Annotated in this window: 21 protein-coding genes; 8 read left to right on the top strand and 13 right to left on the bottom strand. The window is 39.7% G+C overall.

The genetic code is table 11. The features are described from left to right. The 12 genes from Q1K78_RS11530 to Q1K78_RS11475 all read right to left on the bottom strand — a co-directional run bounded on the left by Q1K78_RS11530 (position 1) and on the right by Q1K78_RS11475 (position 8,782). Complete coding sequence (locus Q1K78_RS11530; protein ID WP_300178578.1) at positions 1 to 513, bottom strand: hypothetical protein; 513 nt, start codon at positions 511 to 513, stop codon at positions 1 to 3. Further along, complete coding sequence (locus tag Q1K78_RS11525; RefSeq protein WP_300178575.1) at positions 514 to 1,533, bottom strand: hypothetical protein; 1,020 nt, start codon at positions 1,531 to 1,533, stop codon at positions 514 to 516. After that, the gene (locus Q1K78_RS11520; RefSeq protein ID WP_300178572.1) at positions 1,533 to 3,092 is read right to left on the bottom strand and encodes an ATPase, T2SS/T4P/T4SS family; all 1,560 of its coding nucleotides are present in this window, start codon (positions 3,090 to 3,092) and stop codon (positions 1,533 to 1,535) included. The genes Q1K78_RS11525 and Q1K78_RS11520 overlap by 1 nt, the downstream gene beginning before the upstream one ends. Beyond that, a complete protein-coding gene (locus Q1K78_RS11515) occupies positions 3,076 to 3,714 on the bottom strand; it encodes a hypothetical protein (protein WP_300178569.1) in 639 nt (212 codons plus the stop codon). Before Q1K78_RS11515 ends, Q1K78_RS11520 begins: the two co-directional genes overlap by 17 nt. After that, positions 3,704 to 4,834: a hypothetical protein gene (locus tag Q1K78_RS11510; protein WP_300178566.1), complete on the bottom strand. Its 1,131-nt coding sequence runs from the start codon at positions 4,832 to 4,834 to the stop codon at positions 3,704 to 3,706. Before Q1K78_RS11510 ends, Q1K78_RS11515 begins: the two co-directional genes overlap by 11 nt. 10 nt (positions 4,835 to 4,844) lie before the next feature. Beyond that, on the bottom strand, positions 4,845 to 6,314 hold the full coding sequence (locus Q1K78_RS11505; protein WP_300178563.1) for a hypothetical protein: 1,470 nt from the start codon (positions 6,312 to 6,314) through the stop codon (positions 4,845 to 4,847). After that, entirely contained in the window at positions 6,314 to 7,045 is a 732-nt protein-coding gene (locus Q1K78_RS11500; RefSeq protein WP_300178560.1) for a hypothetical protein, read from the bottom strand. The genes Q1K78_RS11505 and Q1K78_RS11500 overlap by 1 nt, the downstream gene beginning before the upstream one ends. Next, positions 7,045 to 7,398: a hypothetical protein gene (locus Q1K78_RS11495; RefSeq protein ID WP_300178558.1), complete on the bottom strand. Its 354-nt coding sequence runs from the start codon at positions 7,396 to 7,398 to the stop codon at positions 7,045 to 7,047. Before Q1K78_RS11495 ends, Q1K78_RS11500 begins: the two co-directional genes overlap by 1 nt. Positions 7,399 to 7,434: 36 nt before the next feature. Continuing rightward, a complete protein-coding gene (locus Q1K78_RS11490) occupies positions 7,435 to 7,704 on the bottom strand; it encodes a hypothetical protein (protein WP_300178555.1) in 270 nt (89 codons plus the stop codon). Between the two features lie 341 nt (positions 7,705 to 8,045). Continuing rightward, the gene (locus tag Q1K78_RS11485; protein WP_300178552.1) at positions 8,046 to 8,255 is read right to left on the bottom strand and encodes a hypothetical protein; all 210 of its coding nucleotides are present in this window, start codon (positions 8,253 to 8,255) and stop codon (positions 8,046 to 8,048) included. Beyond that, positions 8,252 to 8,413, bottom strand: a complete 162-nt coding sequence (locus tag Q1K78_RS11480; protein WP_300178550.1) for a hypothetical protein — start codon at positions 8,411 to 8,413, stop codon at positions 8,252 to 8,254. The genes Q1K78_RS11485 and Q1K78_RS11480 overlap by 4 nt, the downstream gene beginning before the upstream one ends. A gap of 240 nt (positions 8,414 to 8,653) precedes the next feature. Next, the gene (locus tag Q1K78_RS11475; protein ID WP_366899901.1) at positions 8,654 to 8,782 is read right to left on the bottom strand and encodes a TraY domain-containing protein; all 129 of its coding nucleotides are present in this window, start codon (positions 8,780 to 8,782) and stop codon (positions 8,654 to 8,656) included. Between the two features lie 233 nt (positions 8,783 to 9,015). Between Q1K78_RS11475 and Q1K78_RS11470 the strand changes: the two genes are divergently transcribed. The 8 genes from Q1K78_RS11470 (at position 9,016) to Q1K78_RS11435 (ending at position 15,321) form a co-directional block, all read left to right on the top strand. Then, complete coding sequence (locus Q1K78_RS11470) at positions 9,016 to 9,651, top strand: helix-turn-helix transcriptional regulator (protein WP_300178544.1); 636 nt, start codon at positions 9,016 to 9,018, stop codon at positions 9,649 to 9,651. A gap of 411 nt (positions 9,652 to 10,062) precedes the next feature. Then, positions 10,063 to 10,986, top strand: a complete 924-nt coding sequence (locus tag Q1K78_RS11465; protein ID WP_300178541.1) for a hypothetical protein — start codon at positions 10,063 to 10,065, stop codon at positions 10,984 to 10,986. Between the two features lie 891 nt (positions 10,987 to 11,877). Next, positions 11,878 to 12,108 (top strand): DinI-like family protein, encoded by a 231-nt coding sequence (locus Q1K78_RS11460; protein ID WP_300178538.1) that lies wholly within the window; start codon positions 11,878 to 11,880, stop codon positions 12,106 to 12,108. Beyond that, positions 12,080 to 12,505: a hypothetical protein gene (locus Q1K78_RS11455; protein WP_300178535.1), complete on the top strand. Its 426-nt coding sequence runs from the start codon at positions 12,080 to 12,082 to the stop codon at positions 12,503 to 12,505. Before Q1K78_RS11460 ends, Q1K78_RS11455 begins: the two co-directional genes overlap by 29 nt. 24 nt (positions 12,506 to 12,529) lie before the next feature. After that, complete coding sequence (locus Q1K78_RS11450; RefSeq protein WP_300178532.1) at positions 12,530 to 13,123, top strand: DUF2913 family protein; 594 nt, start codon at positions 12,530 to 12,532, stop codon at positions 13,121 to 13,123. A 186-nt stretch (positions 13,124 to 13,309) separates the two neighbouring features. Continuing rightward, complete coding sequence (locus tag Q1K78_RS11445; protein WP_300178529.1) at positions 13,310 to 13,852, top strand: ParA family protein; 543 nt, start codon at positions 13,310 to 13,312, stop codon at positions 13,850 to 13,852. Continuing rightward, positions 13,852 to 14,166, top strand: coding sequence for a hypothetical protein (locus Q1K78_RS11440; RefSeq protein WP_300178526.1), 315 nt, complete (start codon positions 13,852 to 13,854; stop codon positions 14,164 to 14,166). The genes Q1K78_RS11445 and Q1K78_RS11440 overlap by 1 nt, the downstream gene beginning before the upstream one ends. A gap of 144 nt (positions 14,167 to 14,310) precedes the next feature. Continuing rightward, the gene (locus Q1K78_RS11435) at positions 14,311 to 15,321 is read left to right on the top strand and encodes a hypothetical protein (RefSeq protein ID WP_300178523.1); all 1,011 of its coding nucleotides are present in this window, start codon (positions 14,311 to 14,313) and stop codon (positions 15,319 to 15,321) included. Positions 15,322 to 15,410: 89 nt separating this feature from the next. On the opposite strand, the gene Q1K78_RS11430 is transcribed toward Q1K78_RS11435, so the two are convergent. Then, the gene (locus Q1K78_RS11430; RefSeq protein ID WP_300178520.1) at positions 15,411 to 16,040 is read right to left on the bottom strand and encodes a recombinase family protein; all 630 of its coding nucleotides are present in this window, start codon (positions 16,038 to 16,040) and stop codon (positions 15,411 to 15,413) included. Positions 16,041 to 16,200: the final 160 nt, after the last annotated feature.

Raw genomic sequence — 16,200 nt, 5'->3', positions numbered from 1 at the left:
TTAATAGGTCATTGTAATCGACGTTGCACTTGTTTTAATTGTTGAACAACTGTCCGCACTTTCACAACCGGCGCGAGTAGAGGGAGCCATTAAGTCGGCCACGTCCAGCACGCGATTGGCATCGTTTGGCATTGTTGCGGTTAAATCGATTAATGAGACTGAGCTTGCGTTGCCTTTCAGTACCCAATCTCCCCCGAACGGGTTCGTCCCAAGTCCATTGTTGGCCGCACCACAGATTTTTTTACTAAGGGCGTCACGCTCACACAGTTTCGGAATGGTTAATAAGGCTACGTTTGGGCGGCCTTGTGTTGCTTGAGCAATATCAGCCGCTTGAGACATGAACATCATGGTGTTCATTTTGTACATGATGGCAGGGCCTTTTGACATAATGAAGAGCAAAGCGACGACAACGGCACTGACTATCATCATGGCCTCTAAACTCATTGCCCCTTTTTGTTTTGATTTTGCGTGTTTGTTTCGCAGTTGTGCGTTGGTTTTGATTGTACGTGTCATTTAAAATGCCCCTTGATTCATGGCAATGTTGAAAATAAGGCTAACAAGACCCCCAAACGCGATGAAAGCGGTAAACGCTGCACCAATTTTGAGTCCTGAGTTGCCCCAATGTTTAAGACGATTAACGTCAGTAAGTAATTTTGTACGATGTATCAGTGCGCTTTTGCGTAGTGTTTCAGGTGTTTCTCCTGTTCCCCCAAGTAAAACTAACGTGCTGTGCTCCTCATCAAGCAGCAGTCCTGAGTTAAAAATATCCCCGACGTTACTTTTTCCTCCGCCTATCGTATCTAGCATGATTTGAATGTGTGATGCTAAATACGCTGAGCTGGAGTCTTTGTAGTGTTGCAATGACTCTTTTAAGCTATTACCGACCAAGGTTTGATGCGCAATTGAGGCGAGTAAGTTTGCGCTTTGTATCAGTCGATATTGACGATAAAAAGGCAAGTTATCGAGTTTCGCTCGAAACGTACCACTCATGGGGAGCGTGACGATAACAAACGCAATGAGCGCAAGTGCAAGTACAAGAACGCCTAATCCATAATTTGCCCAAAACAGGCCAAAGTGATAAGAAAACTGCGATAAACCGCCCCATCGATGGATAGGTAATTGCTTTATCAATGCTGGGTAAGCATAGCTTGATAGCAAGGCACTAATCGCAAACACGGTACTTAACCCTAACGTGGGTGAAATTAACACACGCAATAACGCCCCTGTACTGGCTTCATCTACATTTAGTGTTCCAATGGCTTCACTAATGCCTTCCACAAATTGCCCGACGTTTTCGCCACTTGAGACACTTTGGTAGGCACTGGTGCTTAACCATTGTTTTAATCCATGAGAGAACGATAACCCTTTCCCTATTGAGTCCAAACACGATTGCCCCACGGCTTTTTCAAGTCCGTGACCATACAGACTCAGTTGAGAGGCAATATCACGTTGTTTGATACCAGAGCTAGAGAGTTGAGCGATTTTTTCAAGTAAGGCAATTTGTTTGTCTTTCTTGATGTTATTTTTAATCACTACGACGCTTCCTCCCAAAGTTGTTGATAGGCATTGATTGAGGTTTCATTTAACAAGCCATTCACGCGCTCGTTCGCTGAAAATACATCAATGTGGCCACGTTTGATTTTTAGCGTAGCGTGACTACTAATAGGCTTAAACCCTTTTGCCAATAACGCTTTACTCCAACCGAGATAATCTTTGTTTGAGATAAAGAGACGATCTTCATCATCAAGCACAATCATTTCAACCAGCGTGGTACGGCCTTTCTCTCCTTCATTGCAATGGTTACAGCCGCTAGGGTGTTTAAATCGCATCGTCTTCTTGATGGTTAAATCACCTTGCTCAGAGAGCCAGTGATTGAGTTTTTTACGTTGCTCATCGTCCAAGTGCGCTTGTGCTTCATTAAATGAAATGCAGCAATGAGGGCACAAGGTGCGAACAAGCGTTTGATAAATCCACAACTTCATGAGATTGGGTGCTGCGATTAACGCACTTGGTACGTGCATTTGCTCATTGAGCGTATGCGCAATACCCAAAGCCGATGAAGTATGTAAGGTTGAAAACATAATTTGCCCTGTTTCCCCTTTTCGACATACGTTCATTGCTCCTTTTGTGTCTCGAATTTCACCGTGAGACTCAATATCTACATCATGACGAAGTAAGGCTTTACCGTAGGTAAACATTAAATCTTCATCGTCTTTTTGAGTAACCACCGACGATTGAATGATACCTAAATCAAATTCAACGGGGTCTTCTAAGGTGTTAATAGAGCGACCTTTTCCTTTCAACTCTAAAAGAGAACTGGCAATAGTGGTTGTTTTCCCCGATCCCACTTGACCTGCAATAAGACAAACCCCAGAGGCACTTTGGGTAAAGTTTCGCATGATATGAACGTGTCCAATTTCCCAACCGATGTTATCGAGTGAGGGAACAAATTCGTCTTTGTTGAGCCAGCGAAGAGTTAATTGCCCCCCGTTATCCTTTGCTGGCAGATACGCAATACGCCAGAGCGTTTCACGACGGCCATTCTTTGTATTGAGTTCAATCTCAATACGGGCGTTATTGATTTGGTTTTGATAAAAGTCAGAGGTTTTATCAACAGAGAGTTCATTAAACAGATAACCGAACAAGAGTTTTCCGTATTCATGCTCAGGAATGGTCGGTTGTAAGGATTGCATTTTCCCATCCACACGCCCTTCTATTCGGGTTTCATGTGCGTAGAGTTCGATATGAATATCGGACACTTCACGCAATGCCGCATCTTGCAGCATATTAACGGCTCGTTGAGCAACCGCATTGAGCGTATCGGTATCAATTAAGGTGTCATGATTGGTACGGGTGATTTGGTCAATAATGAGTTTAACCACGGTACGTTCAATTTTCTTAACTGACAATGCGCCATGATGACTAGGTAGGAGTTCAGGGTGTTTTTCAATTAACTCAAACATTTTATCTATGGATGGACTGTCAAAATCACAGGTATAAATCACGCCATCGTTGGTCAATACCGTGTCTTGATAGAGAAAGTAGATGGATTTTAAATCCTCTAACTGAACAACATTATTGCTGTCTAGCATTCCCTGACTCCTTTTCTATCACAACCTTAATCGGTGCGGCCTTGATGTATTTGGTAATGAGTTTATTACCGAGCTTAAACACCACGGCATTACGAGTAATGTCATGCACTTTTGCCCCTTCTACCGACTCGCCTTTTTTTACAGGAATAAGTTGTCCTGAAATGCCAATAAACGCGATCATGTTATTTGGATTTGAGATAATGCTTTTAATCTGCAAACGGTCAACCACGCTAGGTGTAACTTGTTTTTGTTGAACAACCACGACTGGCTCAATGGTTGCCTTTCCATACAACGCATGTTCTTTGAGTTCATCGAGCTTTTGTTGCCCTTCTATTTCTAAGATTTCTGCGCTAATGGCGTAGGTCTTGATGGTGCTTAGATACGAGGTATCTAATGCACTAATCACATCAATGGCATTATCGGACAGTTCAAGAACAATTGGTTGCAACGTCGTAGGCGTTGCTTTTTCGGTGATAACAGGGGCGGTTGTGACCAAGTGCGTTGAGGTGGCGGCTACCGTTCTAGATGTTGGATTGTCAATCATATCCATTACGATTGAGGAGGCCATACCAACAATCAGTAGGCCACCAATGCCAAGTGCTATTTTTTTCTTAGTTTCCATGAGTCATTCCATGTATAGAGAGGGTAAGTGATAACGCAAACTCATTCATTGAGGTTCGAGTTAAGGTTAAGCTATCGGTTGTAATGGCTGGATTATCAATTAACTCACGCAGTACAAGGATTTTGCCGAGTTCATCACTCAGCGTCAGTGTCATGGTGCGAGACGTAATATCACCTATTTGCATAGTGCTATTTATCGTAAAGGCGATATTTAATCGTTTGAGAGCATCCAATAACGAGGGTAAATAATGGCTGACATCAAATGGTTGCCATTGAACTTGATGAGTTAATGGAAATGAAAACGTGCCATTTCCATCAATATCACCATCACGGTATAACTCGCTCATTGAGGGGGTGTTAATCAGCCATTGTTGCCATGTGTTTTCACTGCCGCCATTTTTAGTGACCGCAACCGTTAAATTGCGGTTATTCAGCGTGACGCTGTCACCTTTTATCGGTAGCGGCAGTAGTGCGGTTTCTGCTAACAGATGAGTCGCATTCATCAACGCGTTGGCCGCTGGCACATTCGAACCGTAGGTTTGAATGAACGCAATGGCAGGGTCAATGATGATTTCTCGCTCTACTGTTTGCGTTTCCTTTGGCATAAACAAATGCGTCAACAAAAACACACTAATAACTAGAGCCGCGATGCCGCCCATCATTTTTGCAGCAAGATAATTATCAATTTTTGTAAGCTGATAGTCATCAATCTGTGCCATATCTATGGGGTCTACGGAAGTCACGCTTGCTGTGTACGCTAAAAATGCATTAGCGTCTACAGGACTTAAAATAGACTCAGATTTAATAAAATCGTATGCAAAGGTTTGCATGAGAATATCGAATGGTTCGATGTGCTCATACAGCAATTGACCGTTTTCAAAGGTCGCGCCATACCATTTGTTTTCATTCAAACGTTCAATATAAACACAGCGACCAAGGTCGCTGTTTAATTGATGCGTTATTTTTATCAACTCGCCATAAAGTACGGCTGGCTCCATTGAGTGATAACGTCGAAATGTTGCTCCTTCTTCAATGATGCGTTCATACTGACAGGGGAATTGTTTTTGATGCCGCTTTAGCTCTTTTTGAGAAGAGAAAATAGCAAGATTGGCTAATTTCATTATCAATACCTTATTGAACTTTACGAGGCGTTAATAGCACAAGAGTTTCAATCGCTTCATTGCGTGTTCCTGTCCCACCAAACAGCTCAAGCCAAAAACTTTTCGTTTGCTCAGCCGTGGTTGAAGCTTGTTTTACCGACGCGATAACGTAGGTTTGGCCGTAACGCAACTTGTTGGCAAACGTAATTTCAGATTTTTGAGTACTTAACATGCCAAGATTGATGTCACCGACCGTTTCTGTTGAACGACTAGTGATTTTTTGCAGTTGCCCTGAAATACGCAAAGAGACGTATTCATCTTGAACGATGGAGTTCACCATCATGTCCACGCCTTCCACTTCCACTTTACGAGTTACGCTGGCACTTATTACGCCTTCACTGCTTTCGCTTGAAGCTTCATAAATGTAAGGAATTTGATTCTGCTGTGTAATTTTTGCGGGTTGATTACTTAACACCATTGCCGTGATAGGGGTTTGAGTTGATACACTTCCCTGTTGTTCAAGTACTTTGATAAATGATTCTGTGCCCGTCCATTTTCCTGTGCCAGTAAACGCAAGACCGTAGCCAGCTCCTTCTGAAATCGTTGAAGTACCAGGAACAAAAAATTGCAATAACCCATTGCCAGTGTCTTTAACTATATTCCAGTCAATGCCTCGCTCAGTCCCTAGGTTTGAGCGAAATTCAATCATTTGAATGTCCAGCGTTACTTGCTTAGATAACTCATTCTGATAATGATTAATGACGTATTCAATGTCTTGCATTTGATCAATGGTTGCTTTGACCGTAATGCTAGAGAGAGCAGGAGACACGGCAATGGATTCTTTGGCTAATTCACCCCCACCGAGTACTTTCTCTAAACTTGCTGCGATTTCTTCTACAAATTTTGTTTCTTTGTATTCAATGTTTAGGTATTGACCTTCAACACGCGCACTGTCTTCACCAGAGGTCGTGCCTTGTGATCCTAATTGCCCTGACATACTTCCTGAAGGGATGTTCAGCGTAAACACTCGCGTAATGTATTTCGATATTTCCAAGCGGTCATTTTGAAACTCAATACCGTAGCCTGACTCTTTTGAGAGAGAGTTCAACACGTCTTGACGTGTGGACGAGAAGTTTAACGTCACGAGTTTGGAAGGTTGAACGTCTTTTGAAAAATGGATAGGAATATTGACGTCGCTCATGATGCTTTCAAGCACTACGGATAACGGCAAATCAACCGCATTAATGCCGCTTGGCTCTTTGAGCCAATCGGTATTTTCACTTTCAACGATAGGGCTTAATACCATAGGTGGCTTGGTAATAAAGCCCACTTTTTTATATTGAGTTGGGCTAGACAGCTCAGTGATGTTTTGATGCACTGAGTCATTAAATGCAAGACTGTCTTTAAATTCTTGAGAGGCACAGCCTGATAATACAACCAGTACCAACGACCCCCCCAATACTATAACCAGTGTGATTATTTTTTTTAATAATGGATACATTATAATTCCTCTTGAATGAACACTTGGCCTGTGGATTCAAGAATGCTTGAGTACACAGGATAACCATCAAGCACTGTTTCTAATGCAGTGGTGATGTCATCGTATTGAGTGATGATGAAGTAATCGGCACTGAACGCGTAATTGGTTTCGACAAGCCAGCTACGCGCACTGTCTTCGGTGTCGTTCCAACGTAAGCCGTAGTTTTCGATAAGACGTTTGGTCACTAAACGGAGCGAATCACCTTGTACGTGAGTCAGCCGAACATCGTCATTAAAATCATAGATACCAGCCACACGCGCTTTATCATCTAAGATGAGATTAAGCGGCATATGAAGATGCTCTGAGAGTTCAACAAGGGCTTGCTTTAAGCTGCCAGAGAACGGTAACGCTACAACAGAGGAGGAAGAGAGCAACGCTCGATTGGTATCGGTCAATGACCATGCAATGTTGCTGTAGCCTTCGGCTTTAAGCCATCGCTTGATGGCGGAGTTATAAGGTTCATCCTTATTGACTACCGCTTCGTAATATTCTGCAACAGGAACGATAGGAGCCTGAACGACGGCTTTATTGGTATCAATCACTGTGGTTGAGCGAAATACGGATAAATCACGTTCAATCACATGGCGGTTAGTGAGTTCAAAGTATTCGCCCTCGCCTTGGTATTCAGGCTCAGACGCACAACCTGATAAAATCACCAACAATGAGGTCGCTAGTAGATGTGGTTTACGCATTAGTTACCTCGTGAAAACGTAATAAGTTGATGTTCGTTATCAAGGATGATGGTGTTCTCTTCCCCGATAAGTAACTGGATGGCATCGACTAACGCCATAGTTCGGTGCAATTTTGCAGACGGTGGAATGGGTCTGTTTAAAAGCAGTTTTGCACTTTCAGGTGCAGGGTAATCGGTGAGGATGCGATACCCCATCGGTTCAATCAGCCACGTTACGGCTTGCTCAACGTGAGTGATGTGAGTTGGGAAAATAGTGCGAACGGGCACTTGTAATGCGTCTATGTTGACGGCCATAGAGTCGGCATTGGCATTTAAAGCCAGTGACATGCTCAAGGCAAATAACCATCGTTTCATGATGAAGTCCTGTTTTATAAGTAAAAAAAAGAGTCCTTATAGTAAGGACTCTGCGCGTTGCAATTGGTGTGGTTCAATGGATATGTGTATAGGCTCTTGGTCGCCATAGGCTTCAATGCCAGTGGTTTCAAACAAGAAGGTTCCAAAAGCGTCAATATCGAGTGGTTCAATGATGGTTACGAAAATACACGTACCATCTTTGTCAGGGGATTGAATGATATTGCGAGAAGAGACGACTTTAAAATGGCCGTTGTACTCACCATCAATAATGAGTACTTCATCATCAATATTAAAAAAAGTCGTCATTTTTTCACTCTTCAGGTGTTGTTTTATTTTTGCCATTGGTCACCCTTAAATGGAATAGTTCATGGGGTAAATAAGTTTGAAACTCACTCAGCGATAAATACGTGGGTACTGTATATAGTTGTTCGGGACGCTTGCTATTTTTTAGCCTACTGCCAATAGACTGCACGTTGAGGGATGTTGCTGTTTGTACGTGCTTACAAGACTGATACCCCCTAATAGATTAAAAGAGTGTGTATTGTTACGTGTTGGCTTCACGAATGGTTTGACCATTAACAGACGGGTTTTCTTTAGTGTTTGTCACACACTAAAACCAAGTATTTATCGCTGAGTGAGCTTGGATGCTATGTGCATCGTTGAGTAAACCCCAAACAAGGCGGAGGTGATAACATCAATCCGTCCTCATGTATTTGTCGTAATTGCCATTGATACCATTTGTCATCAATGCGTTGCTTTGCGTGTCTATCAATTCGCTCAGTGCGCGGTTTATGACCTTCACGCATGAGTGTAATAACGGAAACCGCTTCGCGTATTTCTGTTTGTGTCATGTTCATAACATGCCCTTTTTAGTTACGGTTTGGTAAGGTTTTACTGGTGTAAATCGCTTAACTACATTGCCCTTGGTATCACGATACCAATGCAGTGCGCGATAAGTGGGATGCTCAGCTAACTGAATAGCTTTATCCACTCTGTTTTTTTTAAATGCTCTCACATCACTTCCTTTGTGAAAAAATAAAATCCACTCACATTACAATCAATCGGATTTATTGATTACCCTGCCAAAATTAGGGGGTGATATGTCCTTTTGGACACTGACAAATTATTACGGGCATTTGTCTACGATCACCAAAAATAGAGTCTTGACGTTCACACGCGAATAGTCTGGTAGATGATCAGCCTTGGCACTAATTGTTAAAGAGCATCCTTTAAAAGGATTTATTACGGTAAAAAATTATTTTTTAACGTAAGTGGAGCTGTAACGGGCAACGTGATCACGAAGTCGAATAGCGGCTTCTTGTCGTTTAGTGCGCCCATTTTTTTCTGCTTCTTTTTCTAGTGTGTCACTCGTGATTTTGTCCATTTGAAAATGGATGCCCACGGTGTCTTTCTTTTTGCTCATTCAATAACCTTGAGGTTTTTCAGCCTGTAAAAAGGACTGTATGGATGATCATTGGTAAGGATGATAATTAAACTATAATAAAAAGTAAAGAAAAGTTACGTGTAGTTGAGGTTATTTGCTCTACTGTCTATCTGTTTATCACTTTATATATCTTTTTTCCAAGAATAAAATTCGAAAGGTTATAAAATAAAAGAATGAAAAATATAGGCTTAAGAATTAAGACAAAAAGAAAATTGAGTGGCTTAACTCAAGAGAAGTTAGCTCAAAAGGTTGGAGCAACAAAGGCTGCTGTTTCTCGTTGGGAAACAGGCAGGAACGCTGTTGCGCCTGATAAATTGTCAACATTGGCAAGTATTTTTGATGTTGATGTCGAGTGGTTGTTGACTGGTGAGTTCTTTGCTACACAAGAAGATATAGATGATGCAGTATTTTGGGCTCCTTTATATAAAAAAATAAAAGCATCAGCTGGAGATGGTTTTATTAATATAGATTCAGAGAATGAATTAATCCCAATACCAACAAGGTTTTTGAAATATCAATGTAATAAAGATCATATATTTTGTGTTAGCGTAAAAGGTGACTCAATGATTCCTGTTCTTTATGATGGTTCGATTATTGCAGTTAATGCAATGAGTACTACTATCAGAGATGGGAGAATGTATCTTGTTCTACAAGATGAATTATTGAGAGTTAAAATATTACATCAGTTACCTGACAAGATTATTCTACGTAGTTATAATCCAGACTTTAAAGATGAAGAATATAAGCAAAAAGAATCTCGGGTTCATGTTATTGGTGAAGTGTTTTGGTTTTCGTCGTTAGCCAATTGATACTTTTTTCAAAAGTAAAGCAAAGTATCGTTGTCTTTCTTTTAACTAAGCTCTATTATATGTAGTAAGAATTTGAAGCGAAAAGTGCATTACATAGCACGTTACTACATAGCTTTCTATGTAGTGTATTTTTCAAATTTAGAATGTGTTAGACCGCGAATCTAACCGTATAGCATTCGCAAAAGAAGCTGATTTCCTCAACTGGGTCAGCTTTTTTTGTATCTAAATTTTGTTGAAATAACAATCAGTTGATCTTTGAGATCTTTTCCTATAGATTAACTAGCAATGTTTGGTTTCGCACCCAAGCATCCCTTAAAACAGTTGAGAATCTAAAGATGAACCTATTTCAATGTTGCCTTTGGCAACCCATAACACAAAGACGCAATTCCTATCACCGTAATGCCTTAGCTTATGCTATCAGACGTTATGATGAGGATGTGTCTCATGAGCATTTCTGATCTTCAAATTAAAGCTGAATATGATGCAGAATATCAAGTAATTGATTCACATTGCTCTGTTGTTGACGCTTCTAAACTTCAAATCAAAAAACAATATGATGCAGAGTATCGTGCTAAACGTAAAAATCGTAAGCATGAGCTGATTGAACTTCATCGCTCTGTTGTTGCTGATGAAAACAAAAAGAAGCCTAAGACACCGTTTAAGTTCGATTTTCGCTCTCGTCGTTTGCTGCGCAGTGGCAAATGGGAAACCTTGCCGCCTGAATACGCTCGTATTTTAAAATCGTGTGAAGAATTTATAGCTAACCCAAACCGTTTCCCTGCATTAAATGCGTGGGGAGGTGATGGTATCAATAATATTCAATGCCGACGACTTGTTGCGAACGTACTTGCATGTATTATCGTTAATACCGATCTTATAGGTGGCCGCATTGGTTTACCGACAGAAGCTGGATTGAAAACGATCAGTTATGATCACTTACAAGAAGATTATGCGTTACGCTTTGGACGTTTTATTTCACCCAAATCGTTTGCTAAAGCGGTCCGTTACTTAAAACGCGCTGGTTATTTGCACAGTGAGCGCGTAAATGTTTGTGTTGATATGAAAGAAGGCACTATTCGCAGTGCTCCAGCTTATAAACAGTTCTCTGAGCGTTTCTTTAGTGATTTGAAAGTGGTTCGCTATAGTAATATTTGTGAGCTTATTATCGCGTCACGTAAGCGGCAAGAGAAAAAAGGCTTACGTTTTTCTTGGGTATCATTTAGAACGATTGCAGCTTCCGTACAAGAAGTATTTAATGCGAATAAGTTAAATGATGTTGCACGAAGTACGACGATTGTATTTGAAGCATACCTACCTCAACTTAATCCTCACTAATATTGATAATTGTATCCGCGAAAGCGGAGGCATTGTCACGCCTAAAATTCATAGATCCTAACTTTTACCTCCTATTCTGACCTGTTTAACTAATTTCCGATAATAATTTTTGTGGTTTTTGCCTTATTTTCGTGTGGCTGTGGATTAATTTTGTTATCCACAATAAAGGTAGTGCAATAAATTATCCTTAAAAAAAAGTCCAATAATGGCAATGAATACATAGCTGCGCTTATGAGTACTACGTATTAGTACTTTGTATTTATATAAATAATTAAATAAATATTTAAGAGAAACTAAGAGCAGAGCATTAAGTACCTCCCATTAATTTTCAATTTACTCTCCAGACACAAAAAAAGATTTCAGAAGAAAATTAACAGGCCCCCAGCCAGTTCAATTCCATCACACATGAATAGTTCATCACCCTACTGGCTGCGCTGAACATTTCTTTTGTCATCCGACAGGAAACTAAAGCGCACTCTGACAAACCAACACACTAAAGAGCATTCTTGCAGGAAAGGGACTGAGGTTACTTTTAATTAGGTGTTATTTCTTACCCTATGCGCTTACAAGCAATTCTGTGGTAGTGGGTGACTCTGGCCTACTAACCTATCGCATCATCGAGTCATGACCCTTGTAGGCATCTTTTTGTGCATCGCTTTGTATTTAAAAAAGGTTTTAACGAGTTAAAACACATTTTTAAATGAAATACAGCACATTAAATTATCTTTTCAAAGTTAGATCACAATGGAGCAGAAAACAACGATAAGCGTATTAACCTATTGTTATTTATGCAAATTTTAACGTGTAAAAAGAGAGTAAATAATGATTTACTTTTCCTACATACTGTATAAAAATGTACTGGTTATATATACAGTTAATTGTGAGGTTATTATGCGTATTGAAATGATTTTAAATTCCGCTTTATTACCAAAAAATGGAACCGCACTTATTCAACAAGAAATGGAGCGTCGAGTATGGCAACGTTACCCTGATGCACGTATTCGGTTGCGTAAAGGCACAAACAATCACTTAGAAATCTATGCCCCTAAAAATGACAAAGAAGCGGCCAACAAACTGATTGAAGAAATGTTTAATGATGCTGAGGAATGGCTTTATGTGTGAGCGTTGTCGTCGTGAATTTAACAATATGAATTCCAATACGCCTGTCTATTATGAGAAAAATAAAGGATGGGACGACTATGTCTATAAAGGCGTTCGCGGCCTGAAAAAAATCAGTTTGGAATACAACGTCCCTTTGTCGCTTTTGATTGCTCGAATGAAAAAAGGATGGTCGCTGCATGAATCGGTAACGTATGCGAGAGTGAATATGAGTGAGGTGATAGAAAAAATGACGACGCCCCTCCCTAAAGCACTCCCTGTAACAGAAAAGAAAGGGTTGTATGATAATGGATTTGGGACGTATACCGTAAAAATACATCAAAATGGTCAACCGCTTCCCTTTCCTGATAAAATGGATGTTTTATGGCGATTGGCATTAGGATTACCTTATCTACAATAGCCTACTCTTTTTTTAGTGAGCACCATGAGCAAACTTAAATATCACCAAGCCTTTACCAATTTGACCACTCTTGCTCTGCTTCATCTGTACAGCTACATGGAAATGTCATCGCGCTTTGTACCGATGAAGAAACGCAGCGAGCTACTGATTAAGTTTCTAAAGAAACAAATGGCGTTACAAGGTAACTCCATCATAAAGAAAGACATTAAGGTGTTAATTACTCAGGCGCGGCAAGGTAAAAACATCGAGAAAAAATTAGGGGAGCTACACAAAGTGAACTGTCAATATGGCGAGAAATTTACGGATGCAGACCATTTATTTATTCTACTGACTTATCTTTATGAACAGCATGGCTTTGAATCGACGCTCGACAATCCAGAGATTGAACGAGAGCCTGGTATTATTTATACCGACAGTGAGTTAATTGATACCTGTTTTAGTGATGAAAATATCTTATCTAGGCCGCTGCCTATTTCTATCATTATGGATGAGCCTAGCCGATTGGTGGATATTATTAATGATCATGGAGGGATGTTTATTGCGGAGCATTTATCGACATCAATTGATAATCGATGTGCAACTGTATTACTGCATAAAATCCCTACCCCTGAAAAATAAAAGCCTTATCAGACTTTTATTCTGCAACAGTCCACGTCCCCAAATAAATGACTCTTTCCTCTAAATTGATTGAAATACACTTGTGTATATACGTAAGTGTATTTACGTTAAAGTATTTCTTTCTCTGCTATTCATTTAGGTATATACTATTTTGTATTACTTATTTGTATATACGGTTGGTACAGCATGAAATATATTATTCTTTATTCAACAAAAGGTGGCGTTGGAAAGTCTACGTTAGCAAAATTAATTCACACAGTCCTTTCTAACAATAATTTAAGAAAAGTAGCAGGTGATGATACTGATCCTCAACAGCATTATGCTAATTGGATGGCCGAAAATAAAAAGAATGTAGTTGATGAGAAGGATGCTGACTTTTTTATATATGACACTCAAGGTGCCCATACACAAACAAATATTGATTTATTAGATGCAGCTAAAGATGAAGATGCTCTAGTTTTAATTCCAGTAAGACCATCTAATGATGATCTTAAAGAGGCACAAAGAATCGCTGAGCGATTATCAAAAATTAACATATCTCATAAGTGTGTCTTTGTTTTAAATGGGTGTGTAGCGAATAGTAATTATTCGCACTATATCGATACTTTAAATAGTTACGGAATAAAAGTTGCTCGTAAGTGTATTAATTCACGTAAAGCATTTTCAGACGAACCAAAGTCAAGAGAGATTAATGATATATCTGCATTGTTATTGGAGGTGCTAGTTTAATGGCATTAATAAAGAACACAGCAAGAGAAAGATCTATTAACGACGAGGGGCTGTCTGTAAATACCGATTCGTATATACAAAAATGTATATCTATAGGTAAGCTGGAATGGAAGCACGCGAAATCTAAAATTGATGATATGGATATATATGAATTGAATAAATTTATTTCTGTGGGTGGAGATCTTAATTTACCTAAAAATGGAGCTATTTCTGTACGTCTTTCTATTTCAGAGTATGCATCATTACTTGTTCAAGCTAAACAAAGTAAAACTTCTATTTCAACATGCATTATTAATAATGCAGTAAAAAAATAAATTGTAGCAATACATTTTAGTATGTGCGTTTTTGTATATTCATAGGCGTATATACAATAGCTGTAATTAAAAAACCCCAAGGTACTTTGCGGGCACTTGGGGTTTAGTGCGACTAACTAATTTCTTACCATGAGATAATCACAAATGAACTCTACTATTTTAAAGCCTATTTGCATAGTGCTATCTATCGCAACGGCTTCTCTATCTGCAATTTTAACGGCTCAATTCATGTATGGCATAGGGTTAGTTATGGGTGAGCCTATACTAATGACAGCGTTAGGCATAGTGCTAGATTTGGCTAAATGTGCCACTCCGTTGTTTATTTTGTTTTTGTTTTCACAAAAACAGTACGCTTCTGCTTTTTTTGCTTTGGCATTGAGCGTGACGTTAAGTGTCGTTTCGTTCTCAGCATCCGTGGCCGCTTTAGAGCAAGGCGTTGTTGCCAGTCAAAAAAACAGTACTGCTTATCAAGCGGCTTCTCAGCAAATTAAAGAATATACAACCCAAGTAGACGAGTTACGTCTTCTTGCAGCCAAACAACAAAACGCAAACCTCATTACTAAATCTGAAAGAACGCTAGAAAAAGTTGAACCTCTTTTAGTTCGTATCGATGATCTTTATCAACGTCAATCTACCCTACCTAGTGAATCGACTGTCTTTGATAAATTTGGTTTATTGATTAGTTATATTACCTCTGCGGCACTTGAATTAATGAGCTGGTTGTTAGTGTTGGTTTCTAACGCACTGAAACGCAGTCACGCGCACTCGAACGCAGTTGTGCGCAGTCATGAGAAATCGTCTGCGCTAGAGCTTATTCAGCCTGACGTTATTCAAACGCAGTTAGAAATTGAAACGCAGTCGTGCGCAGTGGTTACACAGTCACGCGCAGTGAATGACGAATATTTTAATGACTGCGTTTCTGAGCCAGTTGATTGTCATGAAGAGGAAGCATTCAGTGATGATCATTTAAAATGTAATGAGCAAGTCTATTTTGAAATTAAGCAAGCGGTACTGGCAAAAGAAGTAAAACCAAGCCAACGAGGTATTGGTGAGAGATTTAAAGGGGTAGGGCGTGATACGATTAATTTTGTGTTGATGGATCTGAAACACGCAGGATTTTTGCGGTCATATAGAAAAGGCTATGCCTTTGCTTAATGGTTTTAGTGTCTCAAGGGACTGAAAATGTGTTTGATGCTGATTGGGAAAAGAGCGTAAAATCCAAAGAATGATATGAGTTTGAATATCTAAACTTGGTCTTCATTGTATATCTTAACTATTCGTATCACGGTTCTTGCGGTAACACCCACCAACTTCGCTGTTGCATTGACACTTAGCTGATTATGTACACGAAGTTGGATTATTTTTTCATGCATATCTAGATCAGGTCTTCGGCCTCTGTAAAAACCTTCAATCTTGGCTCTTTCAATACCTTGAACCTGACGTCTTCGTCTATCCTGGTAATCTTTTCGTGCTATGGCCGCCAGCATGTCTAACATCATATTATTGATGGCTCTGAACATGGCTGATGTAAAATCATCATTATGATGTTTCATCAATATTGTATGACTGGTTGGTAAATCCAAACTGATCACTTTTAATTGTTTTTTATTGATTAATGCTTTGAGTGTTTCCCAATCTTCATCATTAAGACGAGAAAGGCGATCAACTTGCTCAATAAGGATAGCGTCGCCTTTTTCTGCATCTTTAAGTAATCGCATTAATTCAGGTCTTTGTAGTGATGCGCCAGAAACGTTTTCAATATACCAACCAGCAATACGAGCACCTTTATCTTCAGCAAAAGACTTTAAGCTGTCTTGTGCTCTTTTTGCGTCTTGTTCTTTGGTTGATGCTCTTAGATAGCCAAATATGTACATGAATTGAGCCTAGGTGTCATTAAAGTAATGATCTAATACTACATGACAAAAAGGTAATGACAAAGGAGTTGTGGGGTTGAAATTCACCTAATGACATTAGGGTACACCCTAATGTCATCTGCAATTGATTGTTCTATTAATAAGTATATCGTCCTATTAT

Source organism: uncultured Aliivibrio sp. (assembly GCF_946479765.1).
Lineage (GTDB): Bacteria > Pseudomonadota > Gammaproteobacteria > Enterobacterales > Vibrionaceae > Aliivibrio.
This window is presented reverse-complemented; position numbering and strand designations above follow the sequence as displayed.

Bases quoted from the DNA above. Each gene is read 5' to 3' on its own strand.
- Q1K78_RS11530 (WP_300178578.1), bottom strand. From the start codon at position 513: ATGACACGTACAATCAAAACCAACGCACAACTGCGAAACAAACACGCA.
- Q1K78_RS11520 (WP_300178572.1), bottom strand. From the start codon at position 3,092: ATGCTAGACAGCAATAATGTTGTTCAGTTAGAGGATTTAAAATCCATC.
- Q1K78_RS11515 (WP_300178569.1), bottom strand. From the start codon at position 3,714: ATGGAAACTAAGAAAAAAATAGCACTTGGCATTGGTGGCCTACTGATT.
- Q1K78_RS11510 (WP_300178566.1), bottom strand. From the start codon at position 4,834: ATGAAATTAGCCAATCTTGCTATTTTCTCTTCTCAAAAAGAGCTAAAG.
- Q1K78_RS11505 (WP_300178563.1), bottom strand. From the start codon at position 6,314: ATGTATCCATTATTAAAAAAAATAATCACACTGGTTATAGTATTGGGG.
- Q1K78_RS11500 (WP_300178560.1), bottom strand. From the start codon at position 7,045: ATGCGTAAACCACATCTACTAGCGACCTCATTGTTGGTGATTTTATCA.
- Q1K78_RS11495 (WP_300178558.1), bottom strand. From the start codon at position 7,398: ATGAAACGATGGTTATTTGCCTTGAGCATGTCACTGGCTTTAAATGCC.
- Q1K78_RS11490 (WP_300178555.1), bottom strand. From the start codon at position 7,704: ATGACGACTTTTTTTAATATTGATGATGAAGTACTCATTATTGATGGT.
- Q1K78_RS11485 (WP_300178552.1), bottom strand. From the start codon at position 8,255: ATGAACATGACACAAACAGAAATACGCGAAGCGGTTTCCGTTATTACA.
- Q1K78_RS11475 (WP_366899901.1), bottom strand. From the start codon at position 8,782: ATGGACAAAATCACGAGTGACACACTAGAAAAAGAAGCAGAAAAAAAT.
- Q1K78_RS11470 (WP_300178544.1), top strand. From the start codon at position 9,016: ATGAAAAATATAGGCTTAAGAATTAAGACAAAAAGAAAATTGAGTGGC.
- Q1K78_RS11465 (WP_300178541.1), top strand. From the start codon at position 10,063: ATGCTATCAGACGTTATGATGAGGATGTGTCTCATGAGCATTTCTGAT.
- Q1K78_RS11460 (WP_300178538.1), top strand. From the start codon at position 11,878: ATGCGTATTGAAATGATTTTAAATTCCGCTTTATTACCAAAAAATGGA.
- Q1K78_RS11455 (WP_300178535.1), top strand. From the start codon at position 12,080: ATGATGCTGAGGAATGGCTTTATGTGTGAGCGTTGTCGTCGTGAATTT.
- Q1K78_RS11450 (WP_300178532.1), top strand. From the start codon at position 12,530: ATGAGCAAACTTAAATATCACCAAGCCTTTACCAATTTGACCACTCTT.
- Q1K78_RS11445 (WP_300178529.1), top strand. From the start codon at position 13,310: ATGAAATATATTATTCTTTATTCAACAAAAGGTGGCGTTGGAAAGTCT.
- Q1K78_RS11440 (WP_300178526.1), top strand. From the start codon at position 13,852: ATGGCATTAATAAAGAACACAGCAAGAGAAAGATCTATTAACGACGAG.
- Q1K78_RS11435 (WP_300178523.1), top strand. From the start codon at position 14,311: ATGAACTCTACTATTTTAAAGCCTATTTGCATAGTGCTATCTATCGCA.
- Q1K78_RS11430 (WP_300178520.1), bottom strand. From the start codon at position 16,040: ATGTACATATTTGGCTATCTAAGAGCATCAACCAAAGAACAAGACGCA.